Source organism: Actinomycetota bacterium (assembly GCA_040881665.1).
Classification (GTDB): Bacteria; Actinomycetota; UBA4738; order UBA4738; family HRBIN12; genus JBBDWR01.
In genome coordinates this window covers 422,063-438,255 of record JBBECT010000005.1, presented here as the reverse complement: position 1 = coordinate 438,255, position 16,193 = coordinate 422,063, and the positions used below count along the sequence as shown (strand labels likewise).

General features: G+C 69.0%; 12 protein-coding genes. 10 read left to right on the top strand and 2 right to left on the bottom strand.

What is annotated here, in order from left to right; genetic code table 11:
• Genes gatA through WEF05_07840 form a run of 3 tightly spaced genes read left to right on the top strand, consistent with a single transcriptional unit; the run spans position 1 to position 4,286 of the window.
• Positions 1-1,479 carry an Asp-tRNA(Asn)/Glu-tRNA(Gln) amidotransferase subunit GatA gene (gene gatA / locus WEF05_07850; protein ID MEX1101795.1) on the top strand — a complete coding sequence of 493 codons (1,479 nt, stop codon included), beginning with the start codon at positions 1-3 and terminating at the stop codon, positions 1,477-1,479.
• A complete protein-coding gene (gene gatB, locus WEF05_07845) occupies positions 1,476-2,927 on the top strand; it encodes an Asp-tRNA(Asn)/Glu-tRNA(Gln) amidotransferase subunit GatB (GenBank protein MEX1101794.1) in 1,452 nt (483 codons plus the stop codon). Before gatA ends, gatB begins: the two co-directional genes overlap by 4 nt.
• A gap of 12 nt (positions 2,928-2,939) precedes the next feature.
• Positions 2,940-4,286 carry a hypothetical protein gene (locus WEF05_07840; protein MEX1101793.1) on the top strand — a complete coding sequence of 449 codons (1,347 nt, stop codon included), beginning with the start codon at positions 2,940-2,942 and terminating at the stop codon, positions 4,284-4,286.
• A gap of 31 nt (positions 4,287-4,317) precedes the next feature.
• Here WEF05_07840 and WEF05_07835 read toward each other — a convergent pair whose 3' ends face one another.
• Positions 4,318-5,544: a hypothetical protein gene (locus WEF05_07835; GenBank protein ID MEX1101792.1), complete on the bottom strand. Its 1,227-nt coding sequence runs from the start codon at positions 5,542-5,544 to the stop codon at positions 4,318-4,320.
• Entirely contained in the window at positions 5,537-6,412 is an 876-nt protein-coding gene (locus tag WEF05_07830; GenBank protein MEX1101791.1) for a hypothetical protein, read from the bottom strand. The genes WEF05_07835 and WEF05_07830 overlap by 8 nt, the downstream gene beginning before the upstream one ends.
• A 195-nt stretch (positions 6,413-6,607) precedes the next feature.
• Here WEF05_07830 and WEF05_07825 point away from each other — a divergent pair, with 195 nt between their 5' ends.
• The 7 genes from WEF05_07825 to WEF05_07795 all read left to right on the top strand — a co-directional run bounded on the left by WEF05_07825 (position 6,608) and on the right by WEF05_07795 (position 15,506).
• On the top strand, positions 6,608-7,765 hold the full coding sequence (locus tag WEF05_07825) for an alanine--glyoxylate aminotransferase family protein (protein ID MEX1101790.1): 1,158 nt from the start codon (positions 6,608-6,610) through the stop codon (positions 7,763-7,765).
• A gap of 4 nt (positions 7,766-7,769) precedes the next feature.
• The gene (gene serA / locus WEF05_07820) at positions 7,770-9,353 is read left to right on the top strand and encodes a phosphoglycerate dehydrogenase (GenBank protein ID MEX1101789.1); all 1,584 of its coding nucleotides are present in this window, start codon (positions 7,770-7,772) and stop codon (positions 9,351-9,353) included.
• 157 nt (positions 9,354-9,510) lie between these two features.
• Positions 9,511-10,785, top strand: coding sequence for an MFS transporter (locus WEF05_07815; protein MEX1101788.1), 1,275 nt, complete (start codon positions 9,511-9,513; stop codon positions 10,783-10,785).
• A 127-nt stretch (positions 10,786-10,912) separates the two neighbouring features.
• The gene (locus tag WEF05_07810; protein ID MEX1101787.1) at positions 10,913-12,541 is read left to right on the top strand and encodes an NAD(P)/FAD-dependent oxidoreductase; all 1,629 of its coding nucleotides are present in this window, start codon (positions 10,913-10,915) and stop codon (positions 12,539-12,541) included.
• Positions 12,534-13,709, top strand: a complete 1,176-nt coding sequence (locus tag WEF05_07805) for a glycine cleavage T C-terminal barrel domain-containing protein (protein MEX1101786.1) — start codon at positions 12,534-12,536, stop codon at positions 13,707-13,709. The genes WEF05_07810 and WEF05_07805 overlap by 8 nt, the downstream gene beginning before the upstream one ends.
• A gap of 46 nt (positions 13,710-13,755) precedes the next feature.
• Positions 13,756-14,706, top strand: coding sequence for an RHO alpha subunit C-terminal catalytic domain-containing protein (locus tag WEF05_07800; protein MEX1101785.1), 951 nt, complete (start codon positions 13,756-13,758; stop codon positions 14,704-14,706).
• Positions 14,703-15,506, top strand: a complete 804-nt coding sequence (locus tag WEF05_07795; protein ID MEX1101784.1) for a class I SAM-dependent methyltransferase — start codon at positions 14,703-14,705, stop codon at positions 15,504-15,506. The genes WEF05_07800 and WEF05_07795 overlap by 4 nt, the downstream gene beginning before the upstream one ends.
• The last annotated feature ends 687 nt before the right edge of the window (positions 15,507-16,193 follow it).

Here is a 16,193-nt window from a genome sequence, read left to right as displayed (position 1 = left end):
GTGACCGAACTCTGCGACCGAACCGCTTCCGAGCTCGCGCCGGCGCTGGCGAGCGGAGAGCTCACCGCCGTCGAGATCACCGAGTCGTGCCTCGCTCGCATCGACGCGGTCGAGGAGCGGGTGAAGGCGTTCCTGACCGTGACTCCCGATGTGGCCCGCGAACGCGCCGCGGCCCTCGACGAGTACCGGTCGATCGGTGCCGACCAGACCGCGCTCGCGGGGATCCCCCTGGCGGTCAAGGACGTCTTCACGACCCAGGGGATCCGTACGACCGCCGCTTCGAAGATCCTCGAGTCCTACGTTCCTCCCTACGACGCCACCGCGTGGTCCCGAGCCTCGGGCGACGGCGCGGTGCTCGTCGGCAAGACGAACTGTGACGAGTTCGCGATGGGTTCGTCGAACGAGAACTCGGCCTTCGGTCCGGTCCACAACCCGTGGGACCTGGAGACGGTCCCGGGAGGATCCTCGGGCGGATCGGCCGCCTCGGTCGCCGCGGGAGAGGCCGTGTGGGCGCTCGGCTCCGACACCGGAGGGTCGGTCCGTCAACCCTCGGCCCTGTGCGGGGTCGTCGGACTCAAGCCGACGTACGGGAGGGTGTCCCGCTCGGGGTTGATCGCGTTCGCCTCGTCGCTCGACACGGTCGGCACCTTCACCCGCAACGTCCGCGACGCCGCGGTGTTGCTGTCCTCGATCGCGGGACGGGACCCGCGCGACGCGACGAGCCTGGACGAGCCGCGCCGTGACTTCGCCGAGGGGATCGAGGGCGGAGTCGAGGGGCTCCGCGTCGGCGTCCTGGCGGACACGTTCGGCGAGGGCGTGCAACCGGGGGTCCGGGATAGGGTGCGAACGGCCGTCGATGCGTTCGAGCGACTCGGTGCACGCGTGGACGAGGTGTCGCTGCCCCATGCCGCCTCGGCGTTGTCGGCGTACTACCTGATCGCGCCGTCGGAGGCGTCGTCGAACCTCGCTCGCTACGACGGCGTCCGCTACGGCTACCGCGTCGAAGGTGCGACCGATTCGATCGCGATGATGACGCAGACCCGTGGGGCAGGGTTCGGTGCGGAGGTCAAGCGGCGGATCATGCTCGGCACGTATGCCCTGTCGGCCGGGTACTACGAGGCCTACTATGGCCAGGCGCAGAAGGTTCGCACGCTGATCATCCGCGACTACGAGGCGGCGTTCGCCGATCACGACGTCCTCGTGTCGCCCACCTCGCCAACGACGGCGTTCGCGCTCGGCGAGAAGGTCGACGATCCGTTCGCGATGTACCTGAACGACGTCTTCACGATCCCGGCGAACCTCGCGGGTGTTCCGGCGATCTCGCTGCCGTGCGGACTCGACGACGGGTTGCCGGTCGGGCTCCAGCTCACCGCTCCCGTGCTGGCCGAGTCCGACCTGCTTCGCGCGGCGCATGCGGTGGAGAGCGCACTGGCGTTCGACCCGACCCCTCCGATCGTTCGGGAGGCTGCTGGAACGTGACCGAGCGCGAGGCGGTGATCGGGCTCGAGTGCCACGTCGAACTGTCGACGGCCACGAAGATGTTCTGCGGGTGCCGCAACGGCTTCGGCGACCCACCGAACACGAACACCTGTCCGGTCTGCCTCGGCCATCCGGGAACGCTGCCGGTCCCGAACGAGGCGGCGATCGCCTCGATCGTGAAGATCGGCCTGGCTCTCGGCAGCGAGATCGCGCCCAGGTCGGTCTTCGCCCGGAAGAACTACTTCTATCCGGACATGCCGAAGAACTTCCAGATCTCCCAGTACGACCTCCCGACGTGCGTCGGCGGGCATCTGGACATCGAGCTCGCGAGCGGATCCCGCCGCATCGGGATTACCCGCGTTCACATGGAGGAGGACACGGGCAAGACGACCCATGCCGGGGCAACGGGTCGGATCGCCGAGGCCGAGTACGCGCTGGTGGACTACAACCGGGCGGGCGTCCCGCTCGTCGAGTGCGTGTCCGAGCCCGATCTGCGTTCGGCCGAGGAAGCGGGTGCGTACCTGCGCGAGCTCCGGGCCACGCTCGAATCGCTCGAGGTATCCGATGTTCGGATGGAAGAGGGGTCGCTGCGATGCGATGCGAACGTCTCGCTCCGGGATGTCGGGACCGAGGCGTTGGGGACGAAGGTCGAGATCAAGAACATGAACTCGGTGCGTTCCCTCGAACGGGCGATCCGCTACGAGATCCAGCGGCAGGGCGCGGCCCTCGATGCGGGGGAGGCGATCGTGCAGGAGACCCGTCACTGGAACGAGGACACGGGGGTGACCACGTCGATGCGCTCGAAGGAGGAAGCCTTCGACTACCGCTACTTCCCCGAGCCGGACATCCCGCCGCTGGCCCCGTCGAGCGATTGGGTCGGCCGGGTCCGGGAGGGGCTCCCCGAGCTCCCCGCGGCGCGTCGCGCTCGGTACGAGGACGAGCTCGGGCTCAAACCGGATCCTGCCCGGATCCTTGCCGGGTCGAGCGGGTGGGCGGAGTTCTTCGAGGCGGTTCTCGCCCTCGGGGCCGATCCCGGAGCGGCGGCCAACTGGGTGACGCAGGATCTCGCCGGGGCACTGAACAAGGACGGCTCGCAGCTGCTCGGCAGCCGAGTGGAGCCCCGCCACATCGCCGATTTGGTGCGGCTGGTCGATGACCGGACGATCTCCCCGGCAGCAGCCAAGCAGGTGCTCGAGGTCGTCGTGGCGTCGGGCGGCACGGTCGAGGCGATCGTCGAGGACAAAGGCCTGCAGCAGGTCTCCGATACGGGCGAGCTCGGCAGGATCGTCGACGATGTGCTCGCCGGGAACAGCGATGCCGCGGAGAAGTTCCGGGCCGGGAACGAGGGGACGCTCGGGTTCCTCGTCGGGCAGGTCATGCGGGCCTCGGGCGGGTCGGCCGATCCGAAGCTCGCCGGAGAACTGTTGCGCGAGCGCCTGCGCTCCTAGAGAGGATCCGCGGTGGAGCCGCCCAGCGACGAGCGCGGGGACACGGAGGGGCCGTCCGACGGACGGGGCGGACGGCGCTCCCACAAGCGCCCGTGGTGGGCCGTGCTGCTGGTCCTGACGGCCTCCGGGGTCGCGACGGCAGTCTGGCCCCTGCGGCGGATGTGGCGCTCGGACAACCCCCTCGACGGATACGCGCTCGTGAACCTGGCGAGCGTCGGCGGTGACGTGCTCGTCGCGGTGGCGCTCGCGAACTCCGTCTTCTTCTCGATCCCGGTCGGTGAGGCGGAGGGGGAGGTGGCGCTGTACCTGCTCCTGACGATGGCGCCGCTCGCCGTCGCCGGGCCCCTGCTCGTTCCCGTTCTCGACCGTGCCGGACCCCGACGGGCGATCACGGTCGCGGCCGCGGCCGCACGAGCGTTCCTCGCGCTCTATGCGGCGCCTCGCACCGGGTCTCTCTTGTTGTTCCCGGCCGTGTTCCTGTTGCTCGCCGGTTCGCGCGTGCACGGCGTCAGCCGGAGCGCGCTCGTGCTCGCCTATGCGGGGCCGGGGGAGGGACTCGTTCGGGCCAACGCCCGGCTCGGTCGCGTGGCGGCGGTCGGGGCCGTGCTCGCGGCGGTTCCGGGGATCGTGGTGCTTCGCCTGTTCGGCGACGCCACCACCTTGTACCTGGCGTCGTTCGTCTACGGCGCGACGGCTTTGCTCATGCTTCGCCTGCCACAACCGCGGGTCGCGCCGACGCCGCGGACGGAGCAGGTGGGCAAGCGCGGGAGGATCGCCTCGCTCGCGACGCCGGCGATCGGCGCGATGGGCCTGCGCGCCGCGAACGGGTTCATGATCTTCCTGCTCGCGTTCGCCCTGCGTCGAGAGGGCCAGCCCGCGTACTGGTTCGGGGTGCTGTTCGGGGCGGGGGTGATCGGAGTGTTGCTGGCCGACGTCCTCGCCCCGCGGCTGCCGAACACGATCCGTGAGGAGCTCGTCGTCGTTGGCTGTGTGGCCGGCGCCGGGCTCGGGGCGCTGCTCGCCTTCCAGGCGTTCACGTTGCCGATGCTCGCCCTGTTCGGACTCGCGGTGGGTGGCGCGAGCGAGCTCGGGCGCCTGGCGTTCCAGAGCTTGATGCAGCGTCAGGCGCCCGAGGGAGCATTGGGGAGGGTCTTCGTCCGGTACGAGGTGCAGTTCCAGCTCGCCTGGGTCGCGGGGGCGCTGCTGCCTGCGCTGCTGCCGATCGAGTTCCGCGGAGGGATCCTCGTGCTCGCGGCGTTCTACGCCATCGTGGCCGTGTCGTACCTGCTCTGGCCCCGTATCGAACGGGGGCTGGCCTCCGGCAAGGAGCCCGGTGGCCGCGGACCCCCCGAGGAGTAGCCGCTCGGTTCCCGCCGGTTCGGTCCCCGCCTCAGGGGAATCGCCAGTCGATCCCCTCGCACCGTCCCTCGTCGTTCGCGCGCGACGCGGGCGCAACCCAGGTCCACCCGCCCTCGCCGGGCCGCCAGGTGATCGACGTCTCGATCAGCCGTCCCGAACGCAGGTCGATCGTGTGCCAGCGGGCGAACGCGGCCCGGCCATCGGCGATCCGGCGCACGTCGGCCGATCGCAGCACCAGAACTCGGCGCGCCCCCGCGGGAAGGAGCTGCCAGGGCACCTCTTCGTACCCCCGGTCGATGCCGGTGCCCCGGTAGACGACCTCGGAACCCATCGCCTCGCACCCGACACGGAACCGACGCAGCGTGTATCCGCGTGCGAAGAACTCGTGGACCACCGGGATCACGTAGTCGGTGGGAGAGATCCACGCGACCCCCACGCCCGAATCGGTCTGTGCGCGAGGTTCGTTGTTCCCCCAGAGCGTGAGCGCGGCGTCCGTGCTGCGGCCCTCGTCGTCGTTGCGGAGGATCTCGAACCGCGTTGGCACGTCGTTCTGCCGGAACAGCGTGACCGAGAATCGCGAGGCGCCCGGGTAGCCGTACACGTCGATCACCCCCTCGGCGAACCGCAGCGGGAGCGCCACGCGCCGCGGTCCGCCGTCGTCGACCATGACGTCGGTCTCGAGCCGACCACGGTCGTCGATCCCGTCCGCGAAACGGATCCAGTACACGCGCTCGGGACCGCGAGGTGTGGTCGGTGGGCGCAGGAAGGTCGGTGCCTCGATCACGCGATAGTCGTCGACGACGTCGACCGTTCGCACCGAGCCGTCCGGCTCGAGGACGTAGAGGAAAGCCGACGGATCCTCGGGTCCGAGCGAGCGGTCGTCGCCCCGGGTCACGGCGAGCGCGACGCGGCGGCCGTCCTCGGAGGCCGCCACCCGATGCACGAACGCCTCGGGGTGGCGCCACACGGCCGATCGGTCTCCGTCCAGCGCGATCGACCAGAGCGTGCGCCCGTCGTCATGCAGCAGCGCGCCGGTCGGGACCGGTTCGCCGCTCCAGCGCGCGGTTCCGAACGGCCCCGAGGGAACCGGAGATGGTGCGGGTGTGCCCGCCGAGGGGGAGTGGAACCCGGCTCGAGCCGCACGGTCGTCCGCGCCGCGGTCGGTGCATGCCGCGAGCGCGAGCAGCACGCCCAACGCGACGGCGATCGGGCGCAGGCCCCGGACGTCGGAGCGCTCGGCATCGGCTCGCTCAGCCATGATGGACCACGTAGAGGCTGGCTCGGCGGCGGTTGTCCGTGCGGTTGTCCCACTTCGACTTGAGGCCGCGGATCCCCTTGATCGAGAGCCGGATGCATCCGGCGGTACGGGTCGTCCACAGGCTGGCGCCGCCGTCGGAGCGCCGGCCGCCGTGGATCTCGAACGAGCTGCGGGTGCGAGACGAGCCCGGCTTGTAGATCACCCAGGGATCGAGGCGCCATTTGCCCGGGAAGAACGACGATCGCGAGTCCCACTCGAATCCCGTGTAGCTGCCGTGCATACGCCCCCAGCGGAACGAGTCGCGGACCTTGCCGCCGGCAGAGCCCTTGAAGCGATCGGGAACCGGGCCGACGTTGCGAACCCACCGCTGCGGGGGGTAGTTGTTGCCCGAACGCGCCGGGAACGCGGTCACGAACACGCCGGGACGGGGTCCCTGGTCGGTGACGGCGCGGAACTTGTGGTACAGCCAACCGCAGTGGCCGTTGTCGCGGACCGTGCCCCTGCATTGCTTGCCGTCGTACAGCGCGAACGTCGTCCATCCCGCATACGCGACTCCGCTGCCCCTCGAGAGCCGGACGTCGAGCTCGGCGATCGCCCGATCGTCCTCGTCGCGCACGATCGGGTCGGCGAACTGCGTTCCCTCGAGTTCGGCGTAGGTCTGCTCGCAGGTCCGCGCGCCCGCGCAGGAGTTCGGGTCGAACGAAGTGCCACCGGCGTCCGCGGGGGGAACGCATCCGGACAGGCCTGCCTCCGGCGCGCCGTCAACCTCGCACACGGGGTCGGTCCACTCGGCCACGGCAGGAGCGGCAGGGAACAGGGTCGAGAGCGCCAGCGCGCAGCCGATCGCGATCGCGCTTCGTCGGGCCATGGGTGTCCTCCTCGTTCGGGGACCGGTGGGGGCCGGGCCGTCGGGGAAGGGGAGGTTCAGCAAGCCTAGGGCGCGCGGCCCCTGGAGTCCGTGACCCGCGTCACCACGCGGCGCCGTCGGGGTCGGGGCGGCTGCTAGGCTGAAGCTTCGGCGCAGACGATGCCCGCGACCGACACGCAAGGAGCTGGACCTACCGTGGACAGGCCCGAGATCATCCTCGCCCCCGGACCCACCCCGATCCCGCCCGAGGTCTACGTCGCCCAGGGCAGCCCGATCGTCTATCACCGCGGTCCCGGCTTCGGGAACCTGCTCCGCGAGGTCACCGAGGGGCTCCAGCGCCTGTACCGCACGCAGGATGACGTTCTGCTGTTCAGCTCGTCGGGCACCGGCGGACTCGAGTCCGCGATCGCGAACTGCTTCTCTCCCGGCGACGAGGTGCTCGTGCCGCTCGCCGGGTTCTTCGCCGAGCGGTTCTCCAAGATCGCCGGAACGTACGGGCTGCGAGTGCGAACGATCGACTACGAGTGGGGGCAGACCGTCAAGGCCGACGACGTCGCTGCCGCGCTCGACGAGCATCCGGTCAAGGCGGTCCTGCTGACCCAGAGCGAGACCTCGACCGGCGTGTGCCACGACATCGGAGCGATCGCGCCGGTCGCCAAACAGCGCGGCGCGATGGTCGTGGTCGACGCGGTGTCCAGCCTCGGCGCGGTTCCGTTCGATTTCGACGCGTGGGGGATCGACGTCGCGGTGAGCGGGTCGCAGAAGGCGCTGTCGGCCACGCCCGGGGTCGCCTTCGTGGCCATCTCCGAGACCGCGTGGGAGGCGTCGCGCTCGGCGACCAACCCACGCTTCTACTTCGATTGGGCGACGACGAAGCGGTTCTACGACCTTCCCGATCCGGAGAGCCCGTGGACCCCGGCGATCTCGGTGATCCAGGGATTGCACGCAGCCCTGAAGCTCTACGAGCAGGACGGTGTCGAGGCCGCGCTCGAGCGACACCGTGTGCTCGCACGCGCGATCAAGGAGGGTGTCCGCGCTCTCGGACTCGATCTGTTCGGGGAGGACCTCGAGCACGCGGTCACCGTGACGGCGATCCGCGCCCCCGAGGGGCTCGACGCCGACGCGATCTGTGCGCGGATCCGGTCGGACTTCGGGATCGTCTTGGCGCCCGGGCAGGGACCGTTGAAGGGGACGGTGTTCCGGATCGGGCACCTCGGCTACTACGCGCCGCTCGACATGATCCGGGGCCTCGCGGGCCTGGAGATGACGCTCGAGCGCCTCGGTTACCCGGTCAAGCGGGGTGCGGCGGTCGCCGCCGCGGAGGACGTGTTCGCGCAGGCCCAGGCGGTCTGAGCCCGTGCGCGTTCTCGTCACCGAGCCCCTCTCCGAGCTCGGGTTGGATCTCCTCAAGGAGGACTTCCAGGTCTCGCTGCGCACCGACCTCGCGACGGGAGACCTCGTCGGGGCGATCGGGCCGTTCGACGCTCTCGTGGTCCGATCGCAGACCCAGGTGACCGCCGAGGTCCTCGCGGCCGGGGAGAACCTCAAGGTCGTCGGCCGAGCGGGGATCGGCTTGGACAACGTCGATGTCGAGGCGGCCACGCGCCGCGGTGTGATGGTGGTCAACGCGCCGCAGTCCAACATCGTGTCCGCCGCCGAGCACACGATCGCGATCCTGCTCGCACAGGCCCGGAACGTTCCGCAGGCGCACGCCGCGTTGAAGGCGGGCGAATGGGCCCGCTCCCGGTACCAGGGTGTCGAGCTGCTCGGCAAGACGCTCGGGATCGTGGGCCTCGGTCGGGTCGGCGCGATGGTCGCCGAGCGCGCCGCGGGGTTCGGGATGCGTTTGATCGCGTTCGATCCCTACGTGTCGAAGGAGCGAGCCAAACAGATGGGGGTCGAGCTGATGCCGACGCTCGAGGCGCTCCTGGTGCAGTCCGACTTCGTCACGCTCCACCTTCCGCGCACGGCGGAGACCGAGGGTTTGATCGGCGCGAAGGAGCTGTCGATGCTGAAGCCGGGCGCTCGGATCGTGAACACTGCTCGCGGCGGCATCCTCGACGAGGACGCGCTCGCGAAGGCGATCGAGGACGGCCAGGTCGCCGGTGCCGCGCTCGATGTGTTCGCGGTCGAGCCGACGACCGACAGCCCGCTCTTCGCATACGACTCGGTGGTCGTGACGCCGCACCTGGGCGCCTCGACGGTCGAGGCGCAGGACAAGGCGGGCACCACGATCGCCGAGATGGTCGGGCTCGCCCTGCGCGGGGAGTTCGTTTCCTACGCCGTGAACGTGTCGGCGGGGGCCGAGGTATCCGAGACGGTGCGGCCGTTCCTGCCGCTGGCCGAGCACCTCGGATCGATCCTCACGGGTCTGGCACAGGGCGCGGTGCGCACGATCGAAGCCTCGTTCCTGGGACGGATCGCCGAGAGCGACACCCGTGTGCTCACCCTGGCGATCCTGAAGGGAGCGCTGGCGGGCGTCGTCCACGAGCCGATCTCGTTCGTGAACGCGCCGGTGATCGCGCGCGAGCGCGGGATCGAACTGTCGGAGACCACCTCGACGGTCTCCCGTGACTACGTCAGCCTGATCGGCCTTCGCGCCGAGACCGACGACGGGGACGTCACGGTTGCGGGAACCCTGCTCGGCAAGCGGAACGCCGAGCGCGTGATGCAGGTCTTCGATTTCGACATCGAGATCCCTCCCGCCCGGTACATGCTGTTCTTCACCTACGAGGACAAGGCTGGCGTGATCGGCAAGGTCGGAACCGTCCTGGGCGACCGCGGCATCAACATCGCCACGATGGAGGTCGGCCGCACGGCGGCCGGCGGAGAGGCCCTGATGGGGCTCACGGTCGACGCACCGCTGTCATCCGAGATCCTCGACGAGCTCTCCCGGGCGATCGGGGCCCAGCGCACGCGTTTCATCACGCTCCCGGACTGAATCGGTCCGGACGGCGTGTTAGCATCCCCCGCATGAAGTGGACCACGGACTCGGTGAATCCCATGGGCCGCCCCGCAGCCGATAGCGCTGCCCGGCCGGCCCGGACCCGCTAGCCCAGCCTTCCCACCTCGACCGCCCGCACCAGGAGTCCGCTTCGATGGCTACCCGACCACGTTCCCGTTCCCGTTCCCGTTCCGCCGTTCGACGCCTCGCGACGGCTCGTCTGATCTCGATCACGGGTGGGGCCGCGGCGTTCGTCGCCCTGAACTTCACCGTCTACACGCAGACGGGATCGTTCGCATGGCTCACCGCGGCGCTCGTCCTGACCTTCGGTACCCAGGGCATCGCCGGCCCGTTCGCCGGCGCGATCGGCGATCGGTTCGATCGACGCCGGGTGATGATCGTTTCCGACCTGCTGGGAGCCGCCTTCTTCCTCGGGATGTCGGCGGTGACCGATCGTCCGGCGCTGTTGCTCGGGTTCGCCTTCTTCGCTGCGATCGTGGAGCTGCCCTTCGAGTCCTCCTCGGCCGCGGCGATCCCGAACCTCGCAGGGGAGCAGGACCTCGCGAAAGCCAACAGTCTCGTCGCGATCGGCCGCTACTCGGGGATCGCGGTCGGACCGCTGATCGGTGGCGTGCTCGTCGACCAGGTGGGACCGACGTGGGTGTTCCTGATCAACGGGATCTCGTTCGTCGTCTCGGCGGTGATCGTGTGGACGATCCATGCGCACTTCTCGCGCGAGCGCTCGGAGGACGACCTGCACGACCATGGCCTCGCGGCGCTCCGGGCGGGGATCTCCTTCCTCCGCCGCGAACCGGTGCTGTGGCGGATCACGCTGGCGTGGAGCGTCCTGGTGCTCGGTCTGGGGATGAGCATGATCGCGGATATCCCCCTCGCGGAGGAGTTCGGTCTGGGGGGCAACGGCTACGGCTACATCATCGGGGCATGGGGGGCCGGCTCGGTGGTCGGTTCGATCCTCGGCCGCTTCATGACCGTTCGCACCGAGCCGGTCGTGATCGTGCTCTCGACGCTCGGCATCGCGATCACCTCGGCGGCGATCGGCCTGTCCCCGGTGTTCTGGGTGGCTTTGGTCGCCCTGTTCTTGAACGGGACGAACGATGCGATCGGCCTGGTGGCCGAGCAGAGCATGCGCCAGCGTCGGACCCCCGACGCGCTCCGCGCGCGCGTACTCGCCGCGTCCGAGTCGATCTGGCAGTTGGCGATGCTCGTCTCGTTCCTCCTCGCGGGCTCGATCATCCGCGCCTTCGGCGCTCGCGCCGTGTACGTGCTCGGTGGGGTCTTCGGCCTGCTCGCGGCGCTGGTGCTGCTCCCGGTCCTGCATGTCCGCCGCGAGGGGGGTGGATCCGAGGAGCGCTCGAGCGATCCCGTCCCGCAGGCTGAACACGCGCTCAACGACGTTCCGATCACGTAAAGGCAGGCGAGAGGTTTGAACGGCGTTGAGGCGGTTCGGCCCAATGAGCTAGCGCTGAACGACCATTCAGGAGTAGGGTTCCGGAACCGACCGCGGTGAGCGCCGTGGAGAAGGGTGAGGATCAGCGGTGAACCGCTATGACGCCGTCGTCATCGGTGGCGGGCACAACGGCCTCGTGGCGGGCGCGTACCTCGCGAAGCTCGGCGCGCGCACGATCGTCCTGGAGGCCCGGCACAAGGTCGGCGGTGCGGCCGCAACCGACATCCCGTGGCCGGAGGCGCCTGAGTTCAAGGTCACCACGCTCAGCTACGTGATGAGCTTGATGCCGGACACGATCCTCAAAGACCTGCAACTCGAGCGGCACGGTTACAAGGTCTACCCGGTCGGACCGTACCTCGTGCCGTTCCCGGACGGGCGTGCGATCACGCAGTACGACGACGACGCCCAGCGCAACTACGAGGAGTTCGCCAAGTTCTCGAAGGCCGACGCCGACGCGATCGAGCGGTGGGACGCCTGGATCGGCGGACTGGCCGAGGTGCTCGGCGCGCTGCTCATGGCCACACCGCCGAAGCTCGGATCCAAGGCGCCCGGAGACCTGTTCGAGCAGTTGCGGCTCGCGTGGCGGTTCCGCGGACTCGACGTGCGAGCGATCGGCGACGTGACCCGGCTGCTGACGATGAGCATCGCCGACGTGCTCGACATGTTCTTCGAATCGGACCAGGTCAAGACCGTGATGGCCCTGAACGGCCTGATCGGCACGTGGGCGGGCCCCTACGAGCCCGGCACCGGATACGTGATGGCCCACCATTCGATCGGCGACGTCGGGGACGGACACCTGGGCGCGTGGGCGGTTCCCGAGGGTGGGATGGGCGCCGTTTCGGATGCGATCGCCTCGGCGGCCCGCAGCTTCGGCGCCGAGATCCGTCTGAACGCACGGGTCGACGAGATCCGGACGCAGGCGGGGCGCGCGACCGGTGTAACGCTCCAGGGCGGTGAGGAGATCGACGCTCCGCTCGTGGTCACGGCGATCCACCCGAAGATCACGTTCCTGCGCCAGCTCGACCGGAGCGAGCTGCCGGCCGACTTCGTCCGGGACATCGAGAACTGGAAGTCGCGCTCGGGCGTGGTGAAGATCAACCTCGCCGTCGACCGGCTGCCGCGGTTCACCGCGAACCAGGAGCTTACCGACCTGTCAGGCGGGTTCGAGCTCGCCCACTCGATCGAGTACCTGGAGACGGGATTCGAGCAGGCCCGCGCCGGGATCCCCTCGACGCGACCGTTCTCGGACGGGGTGTGTCCGACGGTGTGGGACCACACCCTCGCCCCCGAGGGTACGCACATCCTGTCGCTGTTCACCCAGTGGGTTCCCCACGAGTGGAGCGAGGAGCCGCATCCCGCAGAGCTCGACGCCTACGCCGATCGCGTGATCGATGGGTACGACGCGCTGGCGCCGGGCTTCAAGGATTCGATGCTCCACAAGCAGGTGCTCGGCCCGCATGAGATGGAGAAAGAGTGGGGGCTGATCGGCGGCAACATCTTCCACGGCGAGTTGTCGGCCGAGCAGCTGTTCCACATGCGTCCCGCACCGGGGTTCGCCGACTATCGAACGCCGATCGCCGGCCTGTACCAGTGCTCGTCGGCGACGCACGCCGGCGGAGGGGTGTGTGGGATCCCCGCCTACAACTGCATCCGAGAGATCCGCAAGGACCGCGAACGCGTGCGGAGCGCGATGAGGAGGTTCATCGAGCATGGGTAGCAACGAAGCACCCCAGGGTGAGCGCAACAAGTGGTTCCCCTTCTACTTCGCGTCTTGGTACAAGAAGTCGCCGTACTTCGATCGCACGGTCGACGCCGGCGCCGCCAGTTGGGATCTGTACAACCACATGCTGATCCCCACGCTCTACGACGACGACGTCAAGGAGTACTGGCACCTGCTGAACCATGTGACGCTGTGGGACGTTGCGGTCGAGCGTCAGGTGGAGATCACCGGTCCCGACGCCGCGCGGTTCACCCAGCTGTTGACACCCCGTGATCTGTCGACCTGTGCGGTCGGGCAGGGTAAGTACGTGCTGATCTGTGCGCCCGACGGCGGGATCGTCAACGACCCGATCCTGCTTCGCCTCGGCGAGAACCACTTCTGGCTCTCGCTCGCCGACTCCGACGCTCTGTTGTACGCACTCGGTGTCGCCGCGTTCGCGGACATGGACGTACAGATCCGCGAGCCGGACGTCTCCCCCCTGCAGCTACAGGGACCGAAGTCCAAACTGGTGATCCACAAGCTGTTCGGCGACGATGTGATGAACCTGAAGTACTACTGGTGCGCGCAGACCGAGCTGGACGGGATCCCACTGGTGATCTCGCGCACCGGGTGGACCGGCGAGGTCGGCTACGAGCTGTACCTGCGGGATTCCGCCCGGGGCGGGGAGCTGTGGGACAAGGTGATGGCCGCCGGCGAGGAGTTCGATATCCGCGCGATCGCCCCGAGCGATCAGCGCCGCATGGAGGCCGGGATCTTCAACTACGGCAACGACATGGACGTGACGAACAACCCCTTCGAGGTGACCGGGCTCGAGCGCCTGGTCGAGCTCGACACCGACACCACGTTCGTCTCGCGTGCCGCGCTGGAGAAGATCAAGGCGGACGGGGTGAAGCGCAAGCTCGTCGGCGTGAAGATCAACTCCGATCCCTTGGCGATGTGGCTCGAGAACTTCTGGCCGGTGAAGTCGGGCGGGGAGGTCGTCGGCCGCACGACGTCCGCGAGCTATTCACCACGGCTGGAGTTCAACATGGGCTACGTCTGGGTGCCGATCGAGCTCGCGGGAACCGGCACGCATGTCGCCCTGGAGTCTCCCGCGGGGGATCTGGATGCCGAGGTCGTGCCGTTGCCCTTCCTCGACCCGAAGAAAGACGTTCCCAAGCAGTAGGAGAGGAACTGGCCCGCGAAGGGCGGTCGGGCGTACCATCGGGGGGATGAGTGCCCGTTCCGCACCGATCGACCCGACTGCCCTGGAAGCCGTCCTGCGGCCCTGGGGCAGCAGCAGGGGCCTGCCCGGCGAGGCGTACAGCTCCGAGGAGCTCTTCGAATGGGAGCGCGAACGGTTCTTCGACGCCTCGTGGGTGTGCACCGGCCGGGCGGGCGTCCGGAAGCGGCACTCGTCGCAGCGTGAGTTCGGCGGTTGGGCCTTCGTGAATCGCTCGGGCGACGCGCTGCCGTTCGAGGAGCACTTCGGCAACGTTATGGAGCACCTGGGCCCGTACGAGCCGGAGCGGCTCGTGGTCGGCGCTCGCCACTCCTACGAGGTCGCCGCGAACTGGAAGTTGATCCACGAGAACTACCAGGAGTGCTACCACTGCTCGCAGATCCATCCGGAGCTGTGTCGCGTGACCCCGCCCGAGAGCGGCTATTCGCTCGAGCTTCGTGGCCTGTACGTCGCGGGGCCGATGGACCTGCGCGAGGGCTGCGAGACGATGTCGTTGGACGGCCGTTCCCGCGGGATCCCGCTGCGCGGGCTGTCGGAGCGTCAACTGCGCGAGGTCGGTTACTTCGGGATCTTCCCGAACCTGCTCGTCTCGCCGCACCCCGACTACGTCTTGACCCACCGGATCGAGCCGCTGTCACCCGGACGCTCCTACGTGGAGTGCGAGTGGTTGTTCCCGCCCGAACTCGTGGAGCGCGAGGACTTCGATCCGAGCTGGGCCGTCGATTTCTGGGACGTGACCAACCGCGAGGACTGGGCCGCATGCGAGTCTCTGCAGCGGGGGGTGACTTCCCGCGGGTTCCGCCCGGGTCCGTTGTCGACCGACTGGGAGATGGGTCCGTACATGATCGTGACGATGTTCGCCCGCGGCTACCGCGACGGCGGCGTGAACGAGGCCAGCCCGAACCCCGTGTGGCGCGAGGCCCCCGCCGAAGCGAGTTGAGCGGCCCGACACCTCGGCACGATTCCGTCTCGTTCGATCGTGCCGCCGACTACTACGACGCCACCCGGATCACCGATCCGGTCGCCCTCGAGCGCTCGATCGATCTGCTCGAGGGTGAGCTCGCCGGCAGGGGTACGATCCTCGAGACCGGTGTGGGAACGGGCGCGATCGCGCTCCCGTTGCACGAGCGCGGCATCTCGCTGGCGGGGGCGGATCTCTCGGAGCCGATGCTCCGCAGGCTCATCGTCAAGGCCGGCGACGCTCCACCCTTCCCGCTCGTGCAGGCCGACGCGACCCGGCTGCCCTTCGGAGACGATGCGTTCGGTGGCGCGTACCTGCGCTGGGTGCTCCACCTGATCCCCGGGTGGCGCGACGCCGTGTCCGAGCTCGTTCGTGTGGTGGTGCCCGGCGGGCACGTCGTGATCGAGCCGGGGGGCTACCAGGGAGGCTGGCGCGACCTGTGGCTGCGGTTCGTTGAAGAGCTGGGGCCGGACGCCGAGGCCGTCGGGTTGAACATGCGACACGGAGCGACGGATCTGGATGCGGCCCTGCTCGCCCACGGCGCCCGGCTCGCGGACACCCCGCTTATCACCGGCCCCGACCACAGCTCGATCGAGCGCTGGTTCGACGAGGTCCGCCGACGCCTGTACTCGTGGACGTGGCGCGTCCCCGATGATCGGCTGCAGTCGGCGATCGAGGTCGTGCAACCGTGGGCCAAGGAGCGATTCGGCGCCCTGCACGGTCCACCGGAACCCGAACACCGCCTCGCCTGGCGCGTCTATGAGTTGGAAGCCAGATGAGCGCTGACGACGGAGGAAGTCTGGTGCCGGCTGCGAGCGAAGCCCGTCTGCGGGCGGTCCTCTCGGCCGAGCCCGCCGAATCCCTCGTTGCTCGTCTGACGAGAGCGACGGAGGCCGGAGACCTTCTCGTCCCTCGCCATTGCACTGGCCCGCCTCGATCGAGGTGACGAAGCATTGCAGGCGCTCGTTGAGGCGCGCCGAGTTGCACCTGCCGATCCGGTGATCGAGGCGTACGCGATCTGCTGGAGCGGGCCGCGATTCGGGCACTTGTCTTCTGGAGAACGTGCCCGCCTGTACGAGCTCATGAAGGCTCATCCCGGCATCGAACAGATCCGTTTCCTGTATGCGTGGGCTGTCGCCTTCCACGATCCGCGCCGGCATGACTCCCGGGAGACGAAGCGAGATCGGGCCTGGGCCCGGGCGGTCGGCGAGGAGCGTCTCGAGCGAGATCCGGAGGACATTCAGGCTCTTCGCCTTTTGACGTGGATCGTGCTGGACGTCGAGGGCCCGTGCGAAGCCGCAACCCTAGCCGATCGACTTCGAGCAGTCTCCCTCGACCAGCCAACCTCTGCCGACCTGTATCTCGAAGCGCACGCAAGGGCTGGATGCGATGATCGTGCAGGAGGGTTGGAAGCGTGGCGCGCGTACTGTGCCCGAACCGAGCGCCCGTACATCGGATGGTGCTTC